The organism is Rahnella woolbedingensis, from assembly GCF_003602095.1.
Taxonomy (GTDB): domain Bacteria; phylum Pseudomonadota; class Gammaproteobacteria; order Enterobacterales; family Enterobacteriaceae; genus Rahnella; species Rahnella woolbedingensis.
The window spans coordinates 177,461-198,718 of the sequence record NZ_RAHH01000005.1 but is presented as its reverse complement, the minus strand read 5'-3'; the positions used below and the strand labels follow the sequence as shown (position 1 = coordinate 198,718).

The 21,258-nt window shown below is 53.1% G+C and carries 22 protein-coding genes and 1 tRNA gene; 15 read left to right on the top strand and 8 right to left on the bottom strand.

Translation table 11 applies throughout. The annotated features are described in order from the left end of the window. Positions 1–105: 105 nt before the first annotated feature. Positions 106–513: a helix-turn-helix domain-containing protein gene (locus D6C13_RS05625; RefSeq protein WP_120131833.1), complete on the bottom strand. Its 408-nt coding sequence runs from the start codon at positions 511–513 to the stop codon at positions 106–108. A 643-nt stretch (positions 514–1,156) separates the two neighbouring features. On the opposite strand from D6C13_RS05625, the gene D6C13_RS05620 reads away from it, so the two are divergent. Together D6C13_RS05620 and D6C13_RS05615 are read left to right on the top strand one after the other, a co-directional pair. Continuing rightward, on the top strand, positions 1,157–1,984 hold the full coding sequence (locus D6C13_RS05620; protein ID WP_120131832.1) for a winged helix-turn-helix domain-containing protein: 828 nt from the start codon (positions 1,157–1,159) through the stop codon (positions 1,982–1,984). Beyond that, on the top strand, positions 1,974–2,438 hold the full coding sequence (locus tag D6C13_RS05615) for a hypothetical protein (RefSeq protein ID WP_120131831.1): 465 nt from the start codon (positions 1,974–1,976) through the stop codon (positions 2,436–2,438). Before D6C13_RS05620 ends, D6C13_RS05615 begins: the two co-directional genes overlap by 11 nt. 56 nt (positions 2,439–2,494) lie before the next feature. On the opposite strand, the gene rnhA is transcribed toward D6C13_RS05615, so the two are convergent. Together rnhA and D6C13_RS05605 are read right to left on the bottom strand one after the other, a co-directional pair. Then, complete coding sequence (rnhA, locus tag D6C13_RS05610; RefSeq protein ID WP_120131830.1) at positions 2,495–2,962, bottom strand: ribonuclease HI; 468 nt, start codon at positions 2,960–2,962, stop codon at positions 2,495–2,497. Positions 2,963–3,061: 99 nt separating this feature from the next. Further along, positions 3,062–3,958 (bottom strand): LysR family transcriptional regulator, encoded by an 897-nt coding sequence (locus tag D6C13_RS05605; protein WP_120131829.1) that lies wholly within the window; start codon positions 3,956–3,958, stop codon positions 3,062–3,064. 109 nt (positions 3,959–4,067) lie between these two features. On the opposite strand from D6C13_RS05605, the gene D6C13_RS05600 reads away from it, so the two are divergent. The 5 genes from D6C13_RS05600 to D6C13_RS05580 all read left to right on the top strand — a co-directional run bounded on the left by D6C13_RS05600 (position 4,068) and on the right by D6C13_RS05580 (position 8,574). Further along, on the top strand, positions 4,068–5,459 hold the full coding sequence (locus tag D6C13_RS05600) for an APC family permease (protein WP_208642862.1): 1,392 nt from the start codon (positions 4,068–4,070) through the stop codon (positions 5,457–5,459). Between the two features lie 59 nt (positions 5,460–5,518). Next, entirely contained in the window at positions 5,519–6,403 is an 885-nt protein-coding gene (aguB, locus tag D6C13_RS05595) for an N-carbamoylputrescine amidase (RefSeq protein ID WP_120131828.1), read from the top strand. A gap of 3 nt (positions 6,404–6,406) precedes the next feature. Beyond that, complete coding sequence (gene aguA / locus D6C13_RS05590) at positions 6,407–7,492, top strand: agmatine deiminase (protein ID WP_120131827.1); 1,086 nt, start codon at positions 6,407–6,409, stop codon at positions 7,490–7,492. Positions 7,493–7,620: 128 nt separating this feature from the next. Then, the gene (gene dnaQ / locus D6C13_RS05585) at positions 7,621–8,358 is read left to right on the top strand and encodes a DNA polymerase III subunit epsilon (protein WP_120131826.1); all 738 of its coding nucleotides are present in this window, start codon (positions 7,621–7,623) and stop codon (positions 8,356–8,358) included. A gap of 139 nt (positions 8,359–8,497) precedes the next feature. Further along, positions 8,498–8,574: transfer RNA gene (locus D6C13_RS05580), tRNA-Asp, on the top strand. Positions 8,575–8,656: 82 nt separating this feature from the next. Here the strand turns inward: D6C13_RS05580 and D6C13_RS05575 are convergent. Next, a complete protein-coding gene (locus tag D6C13_RS05575) occupies positions 8,657–10,159 on the bottom strand; it encodes an NCS1 family nucleobase:cation symporter-1 (protein ID WP_120131825.1) in 1,503 nt (500 codons plus the stop codon). 177 nt (positions 10,160–10,336) lie between these two features. On the opposite strand from D6C13_RS05575, the gene D6C13_RS05570 reads away from it, so the two are divergent. The 3 genes from D6C13_RS05570 to puuE are packed head-to-tail and all read left to right on the top strand — an operon-like array spanning position 10,337 to position 12,760. Continuing rightward, positions 10,337–11,071 carry a GntR family transcriptional regulator gene (locus D6C13_RS05570; protein ID WP_120131824.1) on the top strand — a complete coding sequence of 245 codons (735 nt, stop codon included), beginning with the start codon at positions 10,337–10,339 and terminating at the stop codon, positions 11,069–11,071. After that, entirely contained in the window at positions 11,071–11,829 is a 759-nt protein-coding gene (locus tag D6C13_RS05565; protein WP_120131823.1) for an aspartate/glutamate racemase family protein, read from the top strand. The genes D6C13_RS05570 and D6C13_RS05565 overlap by 1 nt, the downstream gene beginning before the upstream one ends. Beyond that, a complete protein-coding gene (gene puuE / locus D6C13_RS05560) occupies positions 11,822–12,760 on the top strand; it encodes an allantoinase PuuE (protein ID WP_120131822.1) in 939 nt (312 codons plus the stop codon). Before D6C13_RS05565 ends, puuE begins: the two co-directional genes overlap by 8 nt. Positions 12,761–13,383: 623 nt before the next feature. On the opposite strand, the gene hpxZ is transcribed toward puuE, so the two are convergent. From hpxZ to D6C13_RS05540, 4 genes are read right to left on the bottom strand one after another with little or no spacing between them, the layout of a single operon-like run. Continuing rightward, complete coding sequence (gene hpxZ / locus D6C13_RS05555) at positions 13,384–13,767, bottom strand: oxalurate catabolism protein HpxZ (RefSeq protein ID WP_120131821.1); 384 nt, start codon at positions 13,765–13,767, stop codon at positions 13,384–13,386. A 53-nt stretch (positions 13,768–13,820) separates the two neighbouring features. Then, positions 13,821–15,224: an AtzE family amidohydrolase gene (locus tag D6C13_RS05550; protein WP_120131869.1), complete on the bottom strand. Its 1,404-nt coding sequence runs from the start codon at positions 15,222–15,224 to the stop codon at positions 13,821–13,823. Positions 15,225–15,238: 14 nt separating this feature from the next. Beyond that, positions 15,239–15,433: an oxalurate catabolism protein HpxX gene (gene hpxX, locus D6C13_RS05545; protein WP_120131820.1), complete on the bottom strand. Its 195-nt coding sequence runs from the start codon at positions 15,431–15,433 to the stop codon at positions 15,239–15,241. A gap of 36 nt (positions 15,434–15,469) precedes the next feature. Beyond that, on the bottom strand, positions 15,470–17,056 hold the full coding sequence (locus D6C13_RS05540; protein ID WP_120131819.1) for a gamma-glutamyltransferase family protein: 1,587 nt from the start codon (positions 17,054–17,056) through the stop codon (positions 15,470–15,472). Positions 17,057–17,260: 204 nt separating this feature from the next. On the opposite strand from D6C13_RS05540, the gene D6C13_RS05535 reads away from it, so the two are divergent. From D6C13_RS05535 to D6C13_RS05515, 5 genes are all read left to right on the top strand, one after another. Beyond that, a complete protein-coding gene (locus D6C13_RS05535; RefSeq protein WP_120131818.1) occupies positions 17,261–18,100 on the top strand; it encodes a MurR/RpiR family transcriptional regulator in 840 nt (279 codons plus the stop codon). 264 nt (positions 18,101–18,364) lie between these two features. Then, entirely contained in the window at positions 18,365–19,150 is a 786-nt protein-coding gene (locus tag D6C13_RS05530; RefSeq protein WP_208642865.1) for a transporter substrate-binding domain-containing protein, read from the top strand. Positions 19,151–19,174: 24 nt separating this feature from the next. After that, entirely contained in the window at positions 19,175–19,840 is a 666-nt protein-coding gene (locus D6C13_RS05525) for an amino acid ABC transporter permease (protein WP_120131816.1), read from the top strand. 2 nt (positions 19,841–19,842) lie between these two features. Continuing rightward, the gene (locus D6C13_RS05520) at positions 19,843–20,493 is read left to right on the top strand and encodes an amino acid ABC transporter permease (RefSeq protein WP_095923153.1); all 651 of its coding nucleotides are present in this window, start codon (positions 19,843–19,845) and stop codon (positions 20,491–20,493) included. Continuing rightward, entirely contained in the window at positions 20,493–21,245 is a 753-nt protein-coding gene (locus tag D6C13_RS05515; protein ID WP_120131815.1) for an amino acid ABC transporter ATP-binding protein, read from the top strand. The genes D6C13_RS05520 and D6C13_RS05515 overlap by 1 nt, the downstream gene beginning before the upstream one ends. Positions 21,246–21,258 lie beyond the last annotated feature (13 nt).

The following is a 21,258-nucleotide window of genomic DNA, read 5'->3' as shown; positions in this document are numbered from 1 at the left end:
TTTGACGGTCTTTTCAGATCTTTGTTCTTAATAATATAAAGGTACTGCTTCATTGCGATGTTAATAAAATAAGTGTTCTGTTCAGATGGAAATGCTGATTCCGAATTATTCCTGCCAGGCAATGCCTTCATCTTTCCGGGTGTAAATTGGTTTTATGTCCGGGTATTTGATAAGGTAGCCTCTGCCTTTCATGTTCAAAATAAAGTTGTCAGGTAAGCCTAATAAAGTTAGTTTCCTATTGAGTTCTTTCAATATTTGCCACAAGCGCTGTGTTGAAGGCGTCAGGTTATTTTCCTCCCATAAAATTTTCATGACTTCATCCTTAGTTATTTCTCTGTCACGCGCATGTAGCAGTAAATATAAAAAGAAATACAACATGGTGTCATTGAGAAAAACAGTGGCAAAGGTTATGTCCTTCTCGAAACTGGAAGAAGGGAGTCGGTATAGCCTCTGCTTCTCAAAGTCGAAGTGAATCTCCTTACCGATAAGGAAACCGCATAATTGATAGTTCATTTCTCTTCTACTCGCCGTAGATATGACTTATGGGATAAAACGCCTCGAACCATAAAGACCACAATTATTTGATGGGGATTATATTGCTACGCTAAATACTTGCAATACATCCGCAAATGACAATGTGCTGCTGCTCTGAATATTGTTTCCAGAGTTTTGTGCTTACTTTTTGCGTATATTCTTTATTTAAATTCTTAATAAATGCGTTTTCATGTTTTTTAATCTTTGGTGTCGCTATCTCATGAAGGCAAGATAAGATGCCAAACAAAGATAAATTTTAGTCAAAAAAACTGATTTTTATTACATCTTCATGTTTTTATTGAAGTGTTATGAAACAGACTCTCATTGATTTTGTCCTCCGGCTGATATAAACCCTTTATACAAGAGCCGGCTTTCCTTCTGAAGAGTCTCAAGCCTGATTTCTTTTCTGCAGATAAGAGTAAACATGACGACTAAAATTTGTAGTGAATTATACTGATTCAGGTGAAGCAGGTTTTTAATCAGCTTTTTGATTAGACAGCAGATATTTATCTGATTGAATTAATTAATGTTTATGTCGTAGTGTTTTAATATACCTCCTGCGGAGTACTGGCTGGAAAAATGAAGTACTGGCCGGGAAGGGCATCCAAAAAAAGTACGGAATATGAAGAAACTGTATTTACTCAATGATATTGTTCTTTTTGATCCTGAGGAACGCAGCCTTGTACAGATTGATGCTGCCAGGGCCAGGAAGATCATTCTGCACTCGCCTGCCAGTGAGTGCTTGCGATTGCTCTTGTTACATAATGATCAGCCTGTCAGCCAAAAATATTTGTTTGATCAAGTGTGGGAAAAAAATGGGGCATTCGTCACAGTAAATACTTTGTATCAAAATAAGGGGTTAATTCGGAAGGGTTTGAAAGTTGCGGGATTGACTGATGACGTGATTAAAACGCTTCCGAAAATCGGATTTAAAATCTCAGTAAACCTGAGTGAAATAGTCCCGGAGGCAGAGCAGACCGCCGCTGTTACTGAACTTAACATTTCTGGAGGAGAGTGCGAAAAAGAGGCGGAAGAGAAAAAAGACGTGTCTCTGGAGAATGTGACGGTTTTCCCGCACGGCTATTTTTCATCCGAACACAAATATCGCTGGGGGGTCGGAATCGCGGGGATAATAGTGATGATCTTCATTTGGGGAAGTATTTTTAAAATACTTCCGGTTGATACATCGTACTACTCTGCGTATCGGTTTTCCGGAACGGTTAACGGATGTGATATTTACTCCTCCTATCCGGATGATGAAAAAAATATCGCCCTCTTTTCGGAATTAATGAAAAAACATCCTCTGCAATGTCACTCGAAAAAAATCACATATATGGCTATTAACCGAATGTATGAAGCGTCATCACTGCTGCTTTGCGATCAAAAAATCACAGACAATGATGCCCGTTGCGTATCATTTGTATTTATAAGTGACAAAAATGAAAATTAATAATTCTGTGCTTATGAGTTTTGCCATTATTATTCTGATTTTTTTATCAGCGGGTTTTTGGGCTTTCGTTTCTTATCAGAAAAAACATTTTTCCTGCGAAAGTGAAGTTACCCTCATTCAGGGGGATGCGGTTTATAATGTCATCCTGGATTACGCATTTTATGATGGAGTAGGGCAATTTCATTCGGTGGGGAGTTTACAGGCTGATGGAAAGTCGATTAACATAAGTAAAACCCTCTCATTCACCTATGTACAAGAAAATGACAACATCATTATGACGTCAGACGATAATCATGTGAGTGCTAAGTCACTGGATATTCAGGTGCCTTATATTCCTGATTTTTTTAGTTACAGCGGGCGGGGAATGAGTATACAAATTATTCAGGAAAACCAATCTGGCTATCTTTTTATCCACAATGATGCCCCCTTGTTTTATTGCACCCGAAAGAAATAGCAGGGGTGTTGACTGGCGACTTCACTTTTTTTAGTTGATCGCCAGAAGGTAATTCATCAATTCTCAGCCTGATAGCCCGCATCTTCCAGCGTCGGATTCCCCGCCGCCTCTTTCGCCAGCACGTCGCACCGCTCATTCTCAGGGTGTCCGGCGTGGCCTTTGACCCACATCCAGTTCAGCTGATGCGTCTGGATTGCAGCGTCGAGGCGTTTCCATAAATCGACGTTTTTCACCGGTTTTTTGTCTGATGTTTTCCAGCCACGCTTTTTCCAGTTATGGATCCAGGTGGTGATCCCCTGGCGCACATACTGGCTGTCGGTGCTCAGGGTCACTTCGCACGGCGTGCTGAGTGCTTCAAGCGCGACAATCGCTGCCATCATTTCCATGCGGTTATTGGTGGTCAGACGGAAACCCGCGCTGAACTCTTTTTCGTGTTGCTTATAACGTAAAATCGCACCGAAACCGCCGGGGCCGGGATTTCCCAGGCAGGAGCCGTCGGTGAAAATTTCTACCTGTTTGGTCATTGCGGGCAGGCTCTTTGGTTAACAGTAAACGGCAAGTCTGACATAAACCGGCGCAGTGAGCACTTCAATATCTTCGACGCCTCTGCCTGCTGTGCTGCGTTATTCAATATGCGCATTTTTCAGCTCATTAATCAGCCAGCGCAGTGCGGGCTGATGATCAAACAAGCTGTGCGTCAGCAGATTCAGTTCATAAGAAGGCAGACCAGCGGGCAATTCGAGGATCCGCAAAGGCAGCATATCCGCCAGTTCGCGGGCGATGCGATAGGGCACACACATCAGATAACCCGATGTCACCGCAACTCTTCCACCGACAGCATAACTTTGTACCACTGTCGCCAGCGGACGATAGAGATGCTGCGCTGACAGCCAGCGGTCGATATGGTCAGCGCCGGAACTGACGGCGGGCAGATGGATTTGCGGCTCCGTAACCAGATTTCTGATCGTGAGAACTGAAGGCAGATCCGTACGATCTTTTGAGGCGATTGCCACGAAATGGTCTGAAATCAGCGGGTGCTTATTATAGTAGTGCGGAACATGTTGCAGGGTGTCGACGCCGATGAAGGCGTCCAGCTGCCCCATCTCAATGCGCTCAAGCTTGATCGTTTCTGAAAGAATATCGACGGAAAGCCGGACATTCGGCGCCAGTTGCTTAAACCGGGCGGTCAGCACCGGCATAAACATGAATTCAAAATAATCGACCGCGCCGATATAAAAGGTATGGGCATCACGAAGCGGATCAAATGCATGAGCGCCGCGGGTGACGGCTTCCAGCCTGTCCAGTGAACTGGCAATCACCGGAATAATCGAGGCGGCATAAGGCGTCGGTTCCATGCCATTGCGCGTGCGTACAAACACCTCGTCATTCAGTTGCTCCCGGATACGGTTAAGGGCATGGCTGAACGCCGACTGCGTGATATTGGCTTTGAGCGCCGCGCGGGTGACGTTTTTTTCTTTCGCCAGAATGACCACCAGGCGCAGAAGATTCAGGTCCAGCATGATTATGAATATCCTTCATTATTTAATGAAAACAATACATTTCATTCATATTCCTTGTCACTGATATATTCACTGTTATCCGATAAAAAAGCAGGGTGTGATGATGGAAATGAATAAAAATCAAAAGATTGGCATGGGCAGTCTGACGATGTTCACCCTTTGTGCGGTCATGATCCTTGATACTTTGACGGCTTCTGCCGCCATCGGGCCGTCGGCTTTTTCGTGGTGGGTTATTATGCTGGCGGGCTTTGTTCTGCCTTATACGCTGGTCGTCACGGAACTGGGCAGCACCTGGCCTGCTGAAGGCGGTATTTACGATTGGGTTAAGCGGGCATTCGGGACGCGCATGGCCGCCAGAACCTCTTATCTCTACTGGATCAACGTCGGGCTGTGGATGCCTTCTGTTTATATTCTGTTTGCCGGCACCTTTTCTTCGCTGTACTGGCCGAAAATGGCGCTGCACTGGCAAATTCTGCTGTGTCTGGTGCTGACCTGGCTGACGGTCTGGTTTTGCAATATCTCCACCAGCGTATGTCTTAAAATTGCCCGCTGGGGAGCTTTCGCAAAAATCATCGTGATTGCCGTTCTGGGCTTTGCGGGTATTCGTTATTTTCTGCAACACGGTCTCGCCAACAATTTTGAGTGGCATAACCTGATCCCCCATCTCAACGAAAGCAGCCGCTTCCTGCCCGCCATCATCTACAGCCTGCTGGGGCTGGAACTGGTCGCGAGTATGGGCAAGATGATCAAAAGCCCTGAGAAAACGATGCGCATCGCAATGTTTCTCGCTGCCATACTCATCTCAGCGCTCTATTTATTCGGGACTTTTGGCATTCTCGCCGCACTGCCTGTCAGTCAGATAAGCCTGGTATCAGGCATCATCGATGCGATGAAAATCATTTTCGGGCAAAGTGAAGGCGCGCGGGTAATCCTTAATATCTTGTGTGTGCTGACGTTATTCAGCTTCATCAGCAACATGGTGACCTGGACGTCCGGCTCGAGCCGCACCGCCGCCGAAGCGGCAAAAAGCGGGGAACTGCCTGCCTGTCTGGGTATTCTCAGTCGCCGCTTTCACACGCCGGTCGGCGCGAATGTGGCGACGGGGGTGGTTTCCACGCTGGTGATCCTCTGCTACAGCCAACTGGCCAGTGACAAGAGCGACCTGTTCTGGATTATCTTCTCCTTCTCGAGCTGTATTTTCCTTCTGCCATATTTACTGCTCTTCAGCGCATGGTTCAGGTTGCGCGATAAGGAAACTGAAACACCGCGTCCGTATCGCGTACCTGGCGGCATTTTCGGCCAGTGGCTGGTCGCTGGCGTGTGCTTACTGTTTGTTATTCAGGGGATCATTCTGTTTGTGTTCCCTGATTTATTCGACGGAAAAATAGAGATGAGCCACAGCCTGCCGATTGTTATCGGAATCATCGTGACTCTTTTGGCTGGAGAGCTCTGTCTTTTGCAATATAATAGGAAAATGCAGAGTGCCAGTTCAAAACTCTGAGTGAGTTCCGACTTTCATGGTTTTTTCACTGCCAATTTTCAATGCTTTAAGGATGTCTAATGAGAAATGTTACGGTTTCTGCAACACAAATGAGCTGCAGCTGGGATCTGGAAAAGAATATTGTTAACGCTGAGAAACTGGTTCGCCAGGCTCATTCCAAAGGCGCACAAGTTATTCTTATCCAGGAGCTTTTTGCTGCACCTTACTTCTGTATTGATCAGAGCCCTGAGCATTACAGCCTGGCGCAGGAGCTGGATAACAGCCCGCTTATCCGCCATTTCTCTGCGCTGGCGAAAGAACTGGAAGTCGTTCTGCCTCTGAGTTTCTTTGAAAAGTGCAATAACGCCTATTACAACTCGCTGGTCATGATTGATGCTGACGGCAGTGTGCTGGATGTTTATCGCAAAACTCATATTCCGAACGGTCCTGCCTATCAGGAAAAACAATTCTTCATTCCGGGCGATACCGGCTTCAAAGTGTGGAATACCCGTTACGCGAAAATCGGCGTGGGCATCTGCTGGGATCAGTGGTTCCCGGAAACCGCTCGTTGCCTGGCCCTGCAGGGCGCAGAAATCATTTTCTATCCGACGGCGATCGGTTCAGAACCGGCTTATCCGGAAATTGACAGCCAGCCACACTGGACCCGCGTTCAGCAGGGCCATGCGGCAGCTAACCTGGTGCCGGTGATTGCTTCTAACCGTATTGGTACTGAAAAAAGCAAATTCATTCCTGATTACGAAATGACGTTCTACGGTTCTTCCTTCATTGCTGACCAGACCGGTGCGCTGGTGCAACAAGCCAGCAAAACCGAAGAAGCCGTGCTGGTTCATACCTTCGATCTGGATGCCGTCGCCGCTCAGCGCGCGTCATGGGGTCTGTTCCGCGACCGCCGTCCTGAAATGTATGGCGCCATCGCGACATCCGACGGTTCAACAAGGAAATAACTGATGTCTTCTATTGATATCAATCCTCAGGCTGAAGGTTTTGCGATGCCCGCTGAATGGGCATCGCAGCAAGCTGTCTGGATGATCTGGCCTTACCGCACCGACAACTGGCGCTCAAACGGTCGTCCGGCACAACTGGCTTTTGCCAACGTGGCGGCGGCTATTGCCACGTCGACTCCGGTGTTTATGGCGGTTCCGGCAGCGGAAATGGCCAACGCACGCGAAGTGATGCCGGCGCAGATAACGCTGGTGGAAATGGAAAGCGACGACGCGTGGATGCGCGATACCGGCCCGACCATTGTGGTGGATCCACAAGGCGGGCGTCTGGCCATTGACTGGACCTTCAATGCCTGGGGCGGCTTCAACGGCGGCCTGTATTCGAGCTGGGAGCGCGACCAGCTGGTGGCCCGTCAGGTGGCGGAGCATCAGCAGATCCCTTATGTGTCGACCGATCTGGTGCTGGAAGGCGGTTCGATTCATGTGGACGGCGAAGGGACTTTGCTGACCACTGCGGAATGCCTGCTCAATCCGAACCGTAATCCTCATCTTTCCAAAGCTGAAATTGAAGCGCAGTTGCAGAAATACCTCGGCGTGAAGCAATTTATCTGGCTGGAAGAGGGCGTATTCAACGACGAAACCGACGGGCACATCGACAACATGTGCTGCTTCGTTCGTCCGGGTGAAGTTGCCCTGCACTGGACCGACGACGAGCAGGATCCGCAGTACGCACGATCTGCCGCGGCTTTAAAAGTGCTGGAAGCAGCGAAAGACGCCCAAGGCCGCAGCCTGAAAATCTGGAAAATGCCGTCGCCTCCTGTGATGCACGCCACCGCAGAAGAGACGATTGGCGTATTGCCGGGCACGGCGATTGAACGTCTGGAAGGTAACCGTCTGGCGGGTTCTTACGTCAATTATCTGATAAGCAATCAGCACATTATTTATCCGCTACTCGATGCTCAGACAGATAGTCTGGCCGAAGCGCTGTTTGCACAGATGTACCCTGACTTCAAAATCACCGGTATTCCGGCCCGCGAAATTCTTCTGGGTGGCGGAAATATCCACTGCATTACCCAGCAAATTCCTGCGTAATGAAATCCTTAGCGGCACCCCAGGGTGCCGCTTTTCCCGAACCCGCACGCCATTGAATGACTTGAATGGCCGCCTGATGGTACCCTGTGCGCAATTTCGTCCACATCCGTGACAGTGGGTAATGAGCTATGGATTTACAAAACACATCAAACAGGATCGTCGTTCTCGATACCGAAACCACCGGTATGAATAAACTTGGCGTCCATTATGAAGGGCACCGGATTATCGAAATCGGTGCTGTTGAAGTGGTTAACCGTCGCCTGACGGGGCGCAATTTCCATGTTTATCTCAAACCCGACCGTCTGGTAGATCCGGAAGCTTTTGGCGTTCATGGCATCAGCGATGAATTCCTCGCCGATAAGCCGACCTTCGCTGAGGTTGCTGACGACTTTATCGAATATATTCGCGGCGGCGAATTAGTCATTCATAACGCGACGTTCGATATCGGCTTTATGGATTACGAGTTCGACATGCTCGGCCGTAATCTGCCGAAAACCGAAACGTTCTGTAAAATCACCGACAGCCTGTCAATGGCGCGCAAGCTGTTCCCCGGCAAGCGTAACAACCTCGATGCCCTGAGCGATCGTTACCTGATCGACAACAGCAAACGAACGCTGCACGGCGCATTGCTTGACTCCGAAATTCTTGCCGAAGTTTATCTGATGATGACCGGCGGGCAGACCAGCATCAAATTCACCCACGAGGGCGAGCAAAACACCGGTGCTGACGGATTAGGGATCCAGCGCGTGACGCGTCCGGCTTCCGGGTTAAAAGTGATCACGGCAAATGAGCAGGAACTGGCGTGGCATGAAGAAAGGTTGGATCTGGTGGTGAAAAAGGGCGGCAGTTGCCTTTGGCGTTCGTAAGCCCTGAATCTTCGCCGTTGTTTTGAAAGTATCCATTCTGCGGAAAAACTGTGCACTTGATTGAAAATATCAGGAAAAGCATTGACGTAAGGGCGTGTATTCCTTAATATTCGCTCCGTTCTTAACCAGAACAAAACGCGGAGCGGTAGTTCAGTTGGTTAGAATACCTGCCTGTCACGCAGGGGGTCGCGGGTTCGAGCCCCGTCCGTTCCGCCACTATTCAGAAGCCCTGAGTGAGAAATCACTCAGGGCTTCGTCGTTTCAGCCATCCTGACTATTTTTTCCTTTTAACCGCCTGTTATTCCGCTTCGGTTTTCATATAGCCGATTGCGCCGCTGGTCGCGCGATCATGACGGGCGATGTAGCGATAGAAACCGCCTGCCAGGAATGCACCGATAAACCAGCTGAAGTTCGCCACCTGATGCAGGCCCGGCGTAAAGCTGATTACCAGACCAATCACCACTGCTGGCACCAGGGCTGCAATCGCTTTCGGGTTAAACCCGTTGCGATACCAGTAACGGCCGGAAGGCGTGGCATTAAACAGCGCATCCACATCCATATGACCGCGTTTGATCAGATAATAATCCGCCAGCAAAATCCCGAACAACGGCCCGATAAATGACCCCAGCACGTCCAGCGTGTAGTGGATAATTTCCGGTGACTGGAACAGGTTCCACGGCGTCAGTAAAACCGAACCGACGGCGGCAATCATTCCGCCGGTTCGGAAACTGATTTTCTGCGGTGAACAGTTAGAGAAGTCGAACGCTGGTGACACGAAGTTCGCCACGATGTTGATACCGATAGTCGCGATGATCATGGTCAGCAGACCCAGCGCTACGGCCACGCTGTTGCCCACACGGCTGACGGTTTCGATAGGGTCGGTAATCATCTGGCCGAACAGCGATTGTGTCCCGGAAACGATAACTACGGTCACAATCGAGAACAGCAGGAAGTTAAACGGCAGACCCCAGCGGTTACCGCGACGGATTTCGCTCATGCTTTTACCGTAGCGGGAGAAGTCACCAAAGTTCAGCAGCGGACCGGAGAAATAAGATACCACCAGCGCCGTGGCAGTGAGCATTTCCCAGCCCTGCTGGCCGACCGTCAGGGTTTTGGTTGACAGGGTAAAGGAGATATTGCTCAGCCCGGTTTTATACAAAATCCAGCCTGCCAGCATCAGCATTACGATATATACCGCCGGACCCGCCACATCGATAAAGCGTTTGATTGCGCTCATACCGTGCCAGAACACCATCGCCTGCAATACCCACATAATGCCGAAACAAATCCAGCCCAGCGCAGAAAGACCCAGCCAGTGCGGCACGGTCAGCGGCGTCAGGGAAGGGAAGAATTTGAGCAGCACCAGCATTAACGCACTGGCCGCCAGATAGGTCTGTATGCCATACCAGGCGAAAGCGATCAGTCCGCGGATCACCGCCGGAATATTCGCCCCGAACACACCAAATGCCTGACGGCAAATCACCGCGTAGGGCACACCCGCCTGCTGGCTTGGTTTCGCCACCAGATTGGCACAAATCTGCACAATACAAATCCCGCACAACAAACACAGCAGTACCTGCCAGCTGGTCAGGCCGAGCGTAAAGAAACTCGCAGCAACCACATAACCGCCCATGCTGTGCACATCTGACATCCAGAAAGAAAATATGTTGTACCAGCTCCAGTTTTGGTCACGGGTAGGCGCTAAGTCATCATTACACAGCCGCGGGCTGTAATAAGGTTTGATGATGCCGGCGCCCTGTCCGGAAGACGCCGTGGCGGAGGTGATTTCCTGATTTGGCATAAATCGTGCTCCTGTCATAAACAACATGTGAAAGTCGGAAGCCGGATACCGGCTGCCCAAAGTTAAAAAGCAGTCACGGGAACACTGCATGAATCAGGCCAAACTTCACTTCTTGTATACAAAAAATCTATTTCAGGTATACGATAAATACACAAAACGGTATACGGAGTAACAGCAATGACCAGTTGGAGCGGGCTGAATACGGCCTATTTTACCGAGGATAAGGACGACCATATTTATAACGCGCTGGTGCGATCTATTGTTGAGCACCAGCTTTTACCCGGCAGTAAATTACCCGAAGAAGCACTGGCCCAGGTGTTCTCTGTCAGTCGCACGGGTATCCGCCGGGTGTTACAGCGCCTTGCCGCAGTGCAACTTGTGACGATATTGCCCAAGCGTGGTGCGCATGTGACCGCGCCGGATGCCGCTGAAGCACGTGACGTTTTCGCGACCCGTAAAATTCTTGAGTGTGCCAACCTGCCGCTGGTGATTGCGCGTTGTCAGTCCACACATCTGGTTGCGCTGAAGAAACTGGTACAGGAAGAAAAACGTGCCCATGACGAGCGTGACGGCGCCGCAGCAATCCGCTTGTCTGCCGCTTTTCATGTGCAGCTTCAGGCCATTTCAGGCAACAAAGTGCTGACTGAATCCGTTTCTCAGCTCACATTACGTTCATCACTGGCGATTGCCGCCTGGGGCGCGCCGTGGCAGCAAGGGTGCCGCTGTCATGATCATGCCGATCTGCTGGAACTGCTGAAAAAACGCGACACCGCGGCATTGGCCAACAGCATGGCGCAGCATTTTGACAGCATCGTCGCCAGCCTGCGCTTTGAGCAAAACAAAGGACCGACGCCCGATTTCGCGCAGATTTTTGCCGCACAGATGGCGGTTACAGAAAAGGACTCTGACTGATGGCGAATCCACTTTGTATACAACTGATTAATCCCAATACCAGTCTGGCGATGACCGAAGTGATGGCGCAAACCGCCCGTTCAGTGGCAGCACGGGATACACAGATTCTGGCCGTTTGTCCTGAAGAAGGCGCACCGTCTATTGAAGGACATTTCGACGAGGCGATTGCCACGCTCGGCGTGTTGCAGCAGATAAAAGCCGGGCGTGATGCCGGCGTCGACGGGCACGTTATTGCCTGTTTCGGTGACCCCGGATTACTGGCTGCACGGGAACTGGCACGGGCGCCGGTTGTCGGTATCGCCGAAGCCGCGATGCATCTGGCAACCATGCTGGCGACGCGATTCTCTGTCGTCACGACGCTGCCCCGCACGCTGACTATTGCCCGGCATTTGCTGCATCAGTACGGATTTGAGCGTCACTGCGCGGCTTTGCACGCCATCGATTTGCCGGTGTTATCGCTCGAAGATGGCAGCGGACTGGCGCAGCAGAAAGTGCGCGAGCAATGTATCGCGGCTAAAAAATCCGACGGCAGCGGGGCGATTGTGCTCGGTTGCGGCGGAATGGCCGATCTGGCGCAGGAACTGACGCTGGAGCTGAATATACCGGTGATCGACGGCGTCAGCGCGGCGGTCAAAATGATCGAGTCGCTGGCGGCGTTGCGACTGACGACCAGTAAGCACGGCTGCCTGGATTATCCGCTGGAAAAACCCTTGTCTGGCCGTTTTGCCGGACTGAATCTGAGAGAACACTATGTCTGATTTCGAGTACGGTTTTACTGATGCTTACCCGCGCGACTTAATCGGTTATGCCGGACGCCCGCCACACGCTAACTGGCCAGGCAATGCGCGCATTGCGGTGCAGTTTGTTCTCAATTACGAAGAGGGCGCAGAAAATAACGTTTTGCACGGTGATGCCGGTTCCGAGCAATTCCTGTCTGACATCATCGGTGCCGCCAGTTTCCCCGACCGCCACATGTCGATGGATTCCCTGTACGAATACGGTTCCCGCGCCGGTTTCTGGCGCATTCATAATGAATTTCAAAAGCGTGGCCTGCCGCTGACCGTTTTCGGCGTGGCGATGGCGCTGGCGCGTAACCCGGAAATCGTCAGCGCGATCAAAGCGGCGGATTACGACGTTGTCAGCCACGGCTGGCGCTGGATCCACTATCAGGACATGAGCAAAGCCGAAGAATCGCAGCACATGCAAAAAGCCATCACGGTTCTTCGAGATTTGTTCGGCAAAGCGCCAACCGGTTGGTACACCGGCCGCGACAGCCCGAACACCCGCCAACTGGTGGCTGAGTCTGACGGATTCCAGTATGACAGTGATTATTACGGCGATGACCTGCCGTTCTGGACGCCGGTAAAGCTGGAAAACGGGGAGACAAAACAGCATCTGGTGATCCCTTACACATTGGAAACCAACGACATGCGGTTTGCTTCCCCGCAGGGTTTTAACACCGGCGAGCAGTTCTACACCTATCTGAAAGACACGTTTGACGTGTTGTATGAAGAGGGGGAAACCTCACCGAAAATGATGTCGATCGGGATGCATTGTCGGATCCTTGGCCGTCCGGGGAGATTTCGCGCTTTGCAGCGGTTTCTCGATTACATCGGGTCACATGAGAAGGTGTGGGTTTGTAAGCGGCAGGACATTGCCGACCATTGGGTTAAACATTTCGGTGTTTAATCTCGAAATTCAACACCTTGGGCTCGCCGCCCAAACTGGCCCAGAGGACGCGTAAGCGCGCGCCCTCTGGACTCCCGCGCTTTTTCACTGCGCGCTATCGCTAGATAATATGTTTCAGGTATCACCGTGACAGGCTGGAAATCTTGCCGCTGCGCGGTTCCCTCTCTCGGTCCTGAAGCCTTAGGTCTTCAGGCCGCTCCGTTCGGCAAGATTTCTGAATCGCCCGCGCGATTTTAAATTCAAAGGCAGACTGCTTTCATCTTTTAGAAAAGTGCATTGGCGTGATCAAAAATTTTGCTGAACGGAGCGGCTTCGAGACCACAGGCTCGAAGACCGAGAGAAGGAACCGCGAAGCGGCAATATTTTGCGCTACTCTCTGCTCTACCGGAACATGTCCGTCATGCCTGCGATAGCGCGCAGTTAAAAGACGTGGGAGATCCAAGAGGGGCCCGTCCTGGCCCCTTTTGGGCGGTTTCGGCGCAGCGCGACAAGTGATCGCTGTTATTGAAAAACCGAAATTGTCACCGTTCAGGTTTCATCTTGGTGATAACCAAAACTCCCCTCCGGTGAAACTGAAAAAAAGTTTCCTCAGCTTTCCAAAGCTGAATCGCCCGATGGTTCGGTCAAATCATCAAACTCACATGGGCTGCCACAATCTTCCATCCGCTCGCCATCTTCACCCACGTTTGCTGCTGACGCCCGATTTTGTCCGTCCCTTCGCGGCGAAATTCCGTGCTGGCCACCGCCATGTCATCGCCAAAAGTGGTGATGGTGGTGTTGACCAGATCCCGGTTTAACCCCTGGGACGATCGCGCTGAGCGGAACGCGCGGATGGCTTCAATGCCGTAAAGATTTTCTCCCGCACCGTAGCGCACGGTACGCGGGTCGTGCCAGAACAGTTCGTCGAGGACGTCTGTATCATTTGTGATCAGCGCCTGTTCATAGCGATAAAACGCCGCATTCATTTCGGCAAGGATCGCCGGGCGGTCGATATGTTCAGTTTTCATGATTTCGTCTCTTTACTCTTTTTACTTCACCCTGAAAACGGCGATGCCGGTTTTTACGCGGGCATCACCGGAGAACTGCTGACTTTTACTATTCCCTGAAGTTCGAGCGCCCGTGCTGCGCGCAGGCACAGATCTTCTCGCCACGGCGGCGCAATCAGTTGTAATCCTATCGGCAGACCGGCCGATGTTGTGACCGGCACCGTCACCACCGGTAAACCGAGGAACGAAATCGGCTGAGTCAGCATGCCCATATTGGCACGGGTTGGCAGATCCTGACCGTTAATTCTGATCGTCTCCTGACCGATAAGCGTCGCCGGGCACGGCGTGGCAGGTGCGATCAGAATGTCCCAGTGATCAAACAAGGGCAAGATTTGTTCCTGAAAATGCTGACGAAAACGCTGTGCCTGCACGTACCACGCCGCAGGGATCATCGCGCCCGCCAGTAAACGCTCGCGTGACAGCGGCTCGAACTGTTGCGGAATGCTGCGCAATTTTGGCAAATACTGATTGCCGCCTTCGGAGGCACTGATGATAAACGCCGCTGAACGCGCCAGTTCGGCCTGAGGCATCTCAACTTCTTCCTGCGCTTCCAGTGCCTGAGCAATTTGGCGCACGGCAGCTTTGGCATGCTCGTCGCACCAGGTCGCAAAATATCCGCCCAGCACCGCCGTGCGCAAACCTTGCTGGCCGCGTCCGAGCTGAGAAAATGTTGCGGTAACCGGCTTATCAGCCTGGAAGTGATCCTGCGGATCCGTGCCCTGGATCGCGTCATACACCTGCGAAAGATCTTCGCTGCATCGCGCCATCGGGCCGATATGATCGAGGCTTGCGACAAACGGCTGGCTGCCGCGACGTGAAATGCGCCCGAAGGTGGGTTTCAGGCCGAGAATGCCACTCAGCGAAGAAGGCACGCGAATGGAACCGTTGGTATCGCTGCCGAGCGTGAAATGTACCAGACCGGCAGCCACGGCGGCGGCTGAACCACCGGAAGATCCTCCGGCGACGCGTGCCAGATCCCGCGGGTTACGCGTTGCGCCGTAATGGCTGTTCTCGGTGGTAAAACCGTAGGCGTAAGCGTCCATATTCAGCATGCCGGAAAGCATTGCGCCCTGTGCGGCGAGACGGTAAACCGTCCATGCGTCATGACGGGCGGCGGCGTTGCTGCTGTTGAGGCTGGCGCCCGCCAGCGTGACTTCACCGGCCACGTCCAGCAAATTTTTCACCGCATAAGGAATGCCTGCCAGCGGCGCAAGTGTGGCTCCGCTGGCGCGGGTTTTATCGACTTTTGCGGCTTCACTCAGCATGCGCTCGCGGGTGATATGCGTATACGCGTTGATGGCCGGATTGGCCTGTTCAACCGCGTCGAGCGTGGCGCTGGCAATTTCTGTCGCTGAAATTTCACCCTGCGTAATCGCCTGATGTAACTGACTGACGGTAAAGCTATCAAACGATTTCATGCGCGATACACTCTTCATGCTCTATACACCCCGGCAATTTCCAGACGCGAATCGAGCGGTAAATCCATCAGCGGTTGCGCCATTTGCGCGATACGACTGAACTGCACCAGCAATTCCTGACGACGTATGTCGTCAAGTTCCAGCGCCAGAACGGATTCCATCTGGCGGATATACGCGGCCCAGTCCGTCGCTGCGGGGGTATTTTTCATGCTACTTCCTTATCAATGCTTATGAGCGAAGTCTGATCAAAATCCGGCGGCGCTGCCGTTGCTGCGCGGGTCGGAGGCACCTTCAAACATGCCGTTGGTGTGGCGGACAATCGCCCCGGCGTGACCGACGGCTTCGCTGAAATCCGGCAACAGCTCGACGTCGTGACCGCGCTGTCTCAGCCCGGCCAGCGTCGGATAGGCGAAACGGCCTTCCAGTTTCAGCGAATCCGAGCTTTCGCCCCAGGTGCGGCCCAGCAGCCAGCGCGGACCGCTGATGGCCTGCTGCAAAGATTGTCCCTGCACCACGTGGCGGATGAATACCGCCGCCTGTGTTTGCGGCTGGCCGTCACCGCCCATCGAGCCGTAAACCATCGTGCGTCCGTCGTATAAGCGTGCGGCGGCGGGGTTCAGGGTGTGGAATGGCTGTTTTCCCGGTGCCAGTGCCAGTAAATGGCTGGCGTCGAGGCTGAAGGACGCCCCACGGTTTTGCCACAATACGCCGCTGCCCGGCAGCACGACGCCACTGCCAAATTCGTGATAAATGCTCTGGATAAACGACACCGCCAGCCCGCTGCTGTCCATCACGCCCATCCAGACGGTATCGCCCGGGCCTTTGCCTTTGCCCCAGTCGGCGGCGCTGTGCGGTTTGATGCGGGTGGCAAGGGCGTCGAGATACTGCGGATCAAGCAGGCTCTGGGCGTCCTGCGTCATCATGCGCGGATCGGTGATGAAACGGTCGCGCAGGCCGAACGCCAGTTTGGTGGCTTCGACAATGCTGTGAATGGTCGCGCTTTCATCCATGGTTTCCAGCGGCAGACGGTCGGTCAGCCCGAGGATCGCCAGCGAAACCAGCCCCTGCGTCGGTGGTGTCAGATTGTAGATTTCGCCTTTACTGTGTTTGAGACGCAGCGGTACACGGCGCTGCGGTTTGTATGCGGCCAGATCGGCGCGGGTCACCGGCATACCGAGTTTTTCCATGTCGGCGGCCATATTGTCAGCCAGCTCACCGCGATAGAAACTGTTCAGCCCGTCTTCGCACAGCATGGATAACGTCTGCGCCAGCTGCGGCTGGGTGAAACGGTTTCCGGCACGCGGCACCTCGCCGTTCGGCAGAAAAACGTCGGCAAAAGTACGGAAATCTTTCAGTTCATGTTGCTTGGCGCGGGTGGCGGCTTCCTGAGAAGCGGTCACCGGAATGCCGTCCGCAGCGTAACGGATGGCGTCACGCAGCAGGCGCGAAAGCGGTTTTTGCTCGCCGCCAAATTCAGCCGACACCTTCAGCGCTTCCTGCCAGCCGCCGACGGTGCCTGCCACCGTCAGTGCCGCTTTCGGGCCACGGTGTGGAATATGGGTTTCACCGGCGTAGAAATCGAGAGAGGCCAGGGAGCCTGCCGCACCGCTGGCATCTATCGCCACCGGATTGCCCTGTGGTGGCACAATCAGCCAGAAGCCATCGCCGCCCAGCCCGTTCATATGCGGATACACCACGGCAATGGTGGCGGCTGCGGCTACCATCGCTTCGATGGCATTGCCGCCCTCGCGCAATACCGCAAGCGCACTCTGGCTCGCCAGATGATGAGGTGTGACCGCCATACCCAACGGTGCGCTGTTACTGTTAATCATGCGATGTCCTTTTTTGAGACGCTTTTTTAATGCTGCCCGTGCTTGCAGGGTTTTGGGCGCGTAGGGATAAAGTTAAGCAAGAGGTGTTCCACATCCGCAGAACCTGGTGGCTTTCCCACATAATTTAGCTTGCATTGGCAAGCTTAGTGCATGGTATGTTCCGCTGAAACATTGGTTACAAATACCCAAGGGTTAGGGGAAAAGATGAAACAGATTGATGAGCGTCTGCGTGACCATTACGCAGAACTGACGCCGCAGGAACAGCGGGTGGCCGATTTTATTTTAGCCAGTATCGACGACCTGATGAGCTACAACAGCGCAGAGCTGGCGCGGCTTAGCGGCGTATCGAAAGCCACGGTCAGCCGCCTGTTCAAGCGTCTCGGTTACCCGAGTTATCGCGATATGCGCGATGAAATGCGCACCCTGCGCCAGAGCGGGATGCCGCTGACCGACAGCCGTGACGCGGTGCAGGGTAACACCTTGTTATCGCGGCACTATAAGCAGGAAATGGCAAACCTGACGCAGTGGATTAACCAGATCGATGGCGCACAGTTTGGTGCGCTGATCACCGCCCTGAGTCAGGCGCGACAGGTGCGTTTGCTGGGTTTTCGCAACAGTTATCCGGTGGCGCTGCACCTGCGTCAGCAGCTGATTCAGGTGCGTCCAGGCGTGATGATCATGCCGCAACCGGGGCAGACGCTGGCGGAAGAACTGGTAGATCTCACTGCGCAGGATGTGGTGATTTTTGTGGCTTTCCGCCGCAGACCGCGTATGGCGAAGGAAATTCTGACGCAGTTACAGTCGCTTGGCGTGCCGGTGCTGCTGATTTGTGAACCACAGGCGCAGACGCTTATCCCGCTCGCCAGCTGGCATCTGGCTGCGCCGCTCGACAGCGTATCGGCGTTCGACAGCTATTCTTCCGCCATGAGTCTGGCGAATTTACTCAGCAACGCGCTGCTGCACGATATTCTCGCCTCTGGCCGTCAGCGCATTCATCAGATAAGCGATTTGTATAACGCGCTGGATGAACTTGAGCAGCGCTGATTCCCGTCTGAGGAACAAAACCGGCGCTTTTCTGGTGCTTTCGCACGATTTCAGTGCATCCTGTTTTTCATCACCTCACGCTTTTTGCCCTGGTTCAGGGCAAATTAACCGCGTCTGATCCCGCCCGCTGTTTTCTAATTCCTTGTCATACCGTGACTTTGCGCACATTTTTTCCGCTGCGTCGCTTTTGGCACATTCGTTGCAAAGTTTTAAATATAAGAATCTATCGTTCCAAAAACTTTTCACCGGAGATAATCTATGAACATGAACAAACGGCTGTTGGCTTGGGCAGGTGCGGCAATGCTGGTGCTTCAGGCATCGGGCGTAATGGCCGATCAGTTGCAGGATATTCAAAAGCGCGGCGTGCTGCGCGTGGCTGTCCCTCAGGATTTCCCGCCGTTTGGTTCGGTGAGCAAGGATTTGCAGCCGGAAGGGTATGACATCGATATGGCGCAGTATCTGGCCGATAAGATGAAACTTAAGTTGCAACTGGTGCCAGTCACCAGCGCCAACCGTGTGCCTTATCTGCAAACCGATAAAGTCGATCTGGTGATTTCCAGCCTCGGTAAAAACGCTGAGCGTGAAAAAGTGATCGACTTCAGCAATGCCTATGCACCGTTCTTCCTCGGCGTGTTTGGCGCGCAGGGTGACAAACTGTCCGACCTGAAAGCACTGTCCGGCAAAACCATCGGCGTGACCCGTGGCGCGGTGGAAGATCTGGCGCTGACGGATGTCGCTCCGAAAGACGCCAAAATTCAGCGTTACGAAGACAACAACACTACGCTGTCTGCATATCTGTCCGGTCAGGTGGAATACATCGCTACCGGCAACCTGGTGGTGGCTGCCATTGCCCGTATGAATCCGGCTAAAGCCCCGGTTTCGAAAGTGATGCTGAAAGATTCGCCGTGCTACGTCGGGCTGCGTAAAGACGAACCGGCACTGAAAGACAAAGTGAATGAACTGATCGCCGAAGGCATTAAAGATAAGACGCTGAATACGTTGTCTGAAAAATGGATGAAGGCGCCGCTGCCAGCTTCCATCGGCGCGTGATCAGGGTTTTGACGGAGATCTTTCATGACCTATCAGCTTAACTTTAGCGCGCTGTGGCCTTATATGCCGGAACTGCTGGCCGGATTATGGACCACCATTGAGCTGACGGTTCTGGCAACCATTGGCGGCGTCGCAATCGGGATTTGCGGCGCGGCCATCCGCTGTGGCAACCATAAAACCCTGCGGACGGTCTGGGGCATTTATGTCGAAGCCATCCGTAATACGCCGTTTGTGGTGCAGCTGTTTTTCATCGTCTTTGGCCTGCCGGCCATCGGCCTGAAAATGACCGCCGGTGAGGCGGCGCTGCTGGCGATGCTGATTAACCTCGGCGCGTACAGCACCGAAATTATCCGCGCCGGTATTCAGGTGACGCCGAAAGGCCAGTGGGAAGCCGGGCGCGTGCTGGGATTAACGCGCAGCCAGACCTTCCTGCGCATCGTGCTGCCGCCGTCGCTGAAACGCATTTATCCGTCGCTGGTCAGCCAGTGCATTATCGTGATGCTCGGGTCTTCGGTGGTATCGCAGGTGTCCTATGAAGAACTGACGTTTGCCGCAAACTTAATTCAGTCGCGGACTTTCCTCAGTTTTGAAGTGTATCTGGTCACTACCTTGTTCTATTTGCTGTTGTCAGTGGCGATGCGTCAGTTGTTACTGCTCGCCGGACGCCGTGTCTTTGGGAGTGAAAACTGATGATGACTTTCACCGACTGGGACATTGTGCGCAATCTCCTGCTGGCGGCTCGCTGGACGTTGCTGCTTTCGCTGACCGCGTTTATCGGTGGCACGCTGGTGACCTTGCCGCTGCTGTTATTGCGCCTGACCAAACGCCGCTGGCCAACGCGGTTTGTGCGTTTATATTCCGAGCTGTTTCAGGGCACGCCGTTGCTGATGCAGCTGTTTCTGGCTTTCTTTGGCCTCGGGCTGTTTGGAATCAACGTCAGCCCGTGGACGGCGGCTGCGCTGGCGCTGACGCTTTACACCAGCGCCTATCTGGTGGATATCTGGAGTGGCAGCATTGCCGCGTTACCGAAAGGTCAGTGGGAAGCGTCGCGCTGCCTCGGCCTGAATTTCGGGCAAACGCTGTGGCGGGTGATCACCCCGCAGGCGCTGCGGATTGCCATCGCGCCGACCGTCGGGTTTTCCGTACAGGTGGTGAAGGGCACAGCGCTGGCGTCGATTATCGGGTTTGTCGAACTGACCAAAGCCGGAACGATGCTGAACAATGTGACCTATCAGCCGTTTAAAGTGTTTGGATTAGTGGCGCTGGGCTACTTCCTGATGTGCTATCCGCTGTCGCGTTACAGCCAGCATTTAGAAAAATCATTGCGTGGAGAGAAACAGTAATGCCACTGATCACCATCAACCAGGTTCAGAAATTTTACGGCCAGAACCACGTACTGAAAGGCGTGGATCTGGATATCGACAGCGGCGAAGTGATTTCAATCATCGGGCGCAGCGGTTCAGGAAAAAGTACGCTGCTGCGCTGCATGAACGGGCTGGAAGGCTATCAGGATGGCAGCATCAAACTGGGCGGTATGACCATCACCGACCGCGATTCGCAGGCGCGTGACATCAGCCGTTCCGTGGGCATGGTATTCCAGAGCTTCAACCTTTTCCCGCACATGACCGCGCTGGAAAACGTCATGCTGGCACCGCGCCGTGTGCTGAAAAAGTCTGCCGCCGAATGCCGTGAACTTGCCGCGCAGATGCTGGCTAAAGTCGGGCTGGCGGATCGGATGGATTATTACCCGTCGAATCTTTCCGGCGGCCAGCAACAACGTGTGGCGATTGCCCGTGCGCTGGCGATGACGCCGAAAGTGCTGCTGTGTGATGAAATCACCTCGGCGCTGGATCCCGAACTGGTCGGCGAAGTATTGAAAGTGCTCGAGCAACTGGCGAAAGAGGGCATGACGCTGGTGCTGGTGACGCACGAAATGAATTTTGCCCGTGAGGTGGGCGACCGCGTGGTGTTCATGCATCAGGGCACCGTGTGGGAACAGGGCGAAAGCCGGGCGCTGTTTGCCAACCCGAAAACGCCAGAACTGAAACAATTTATCGCTTCGGTCCGCGGTTTGAACGAAGCTGCCGCAAGCTAATATTTTAAAGGAT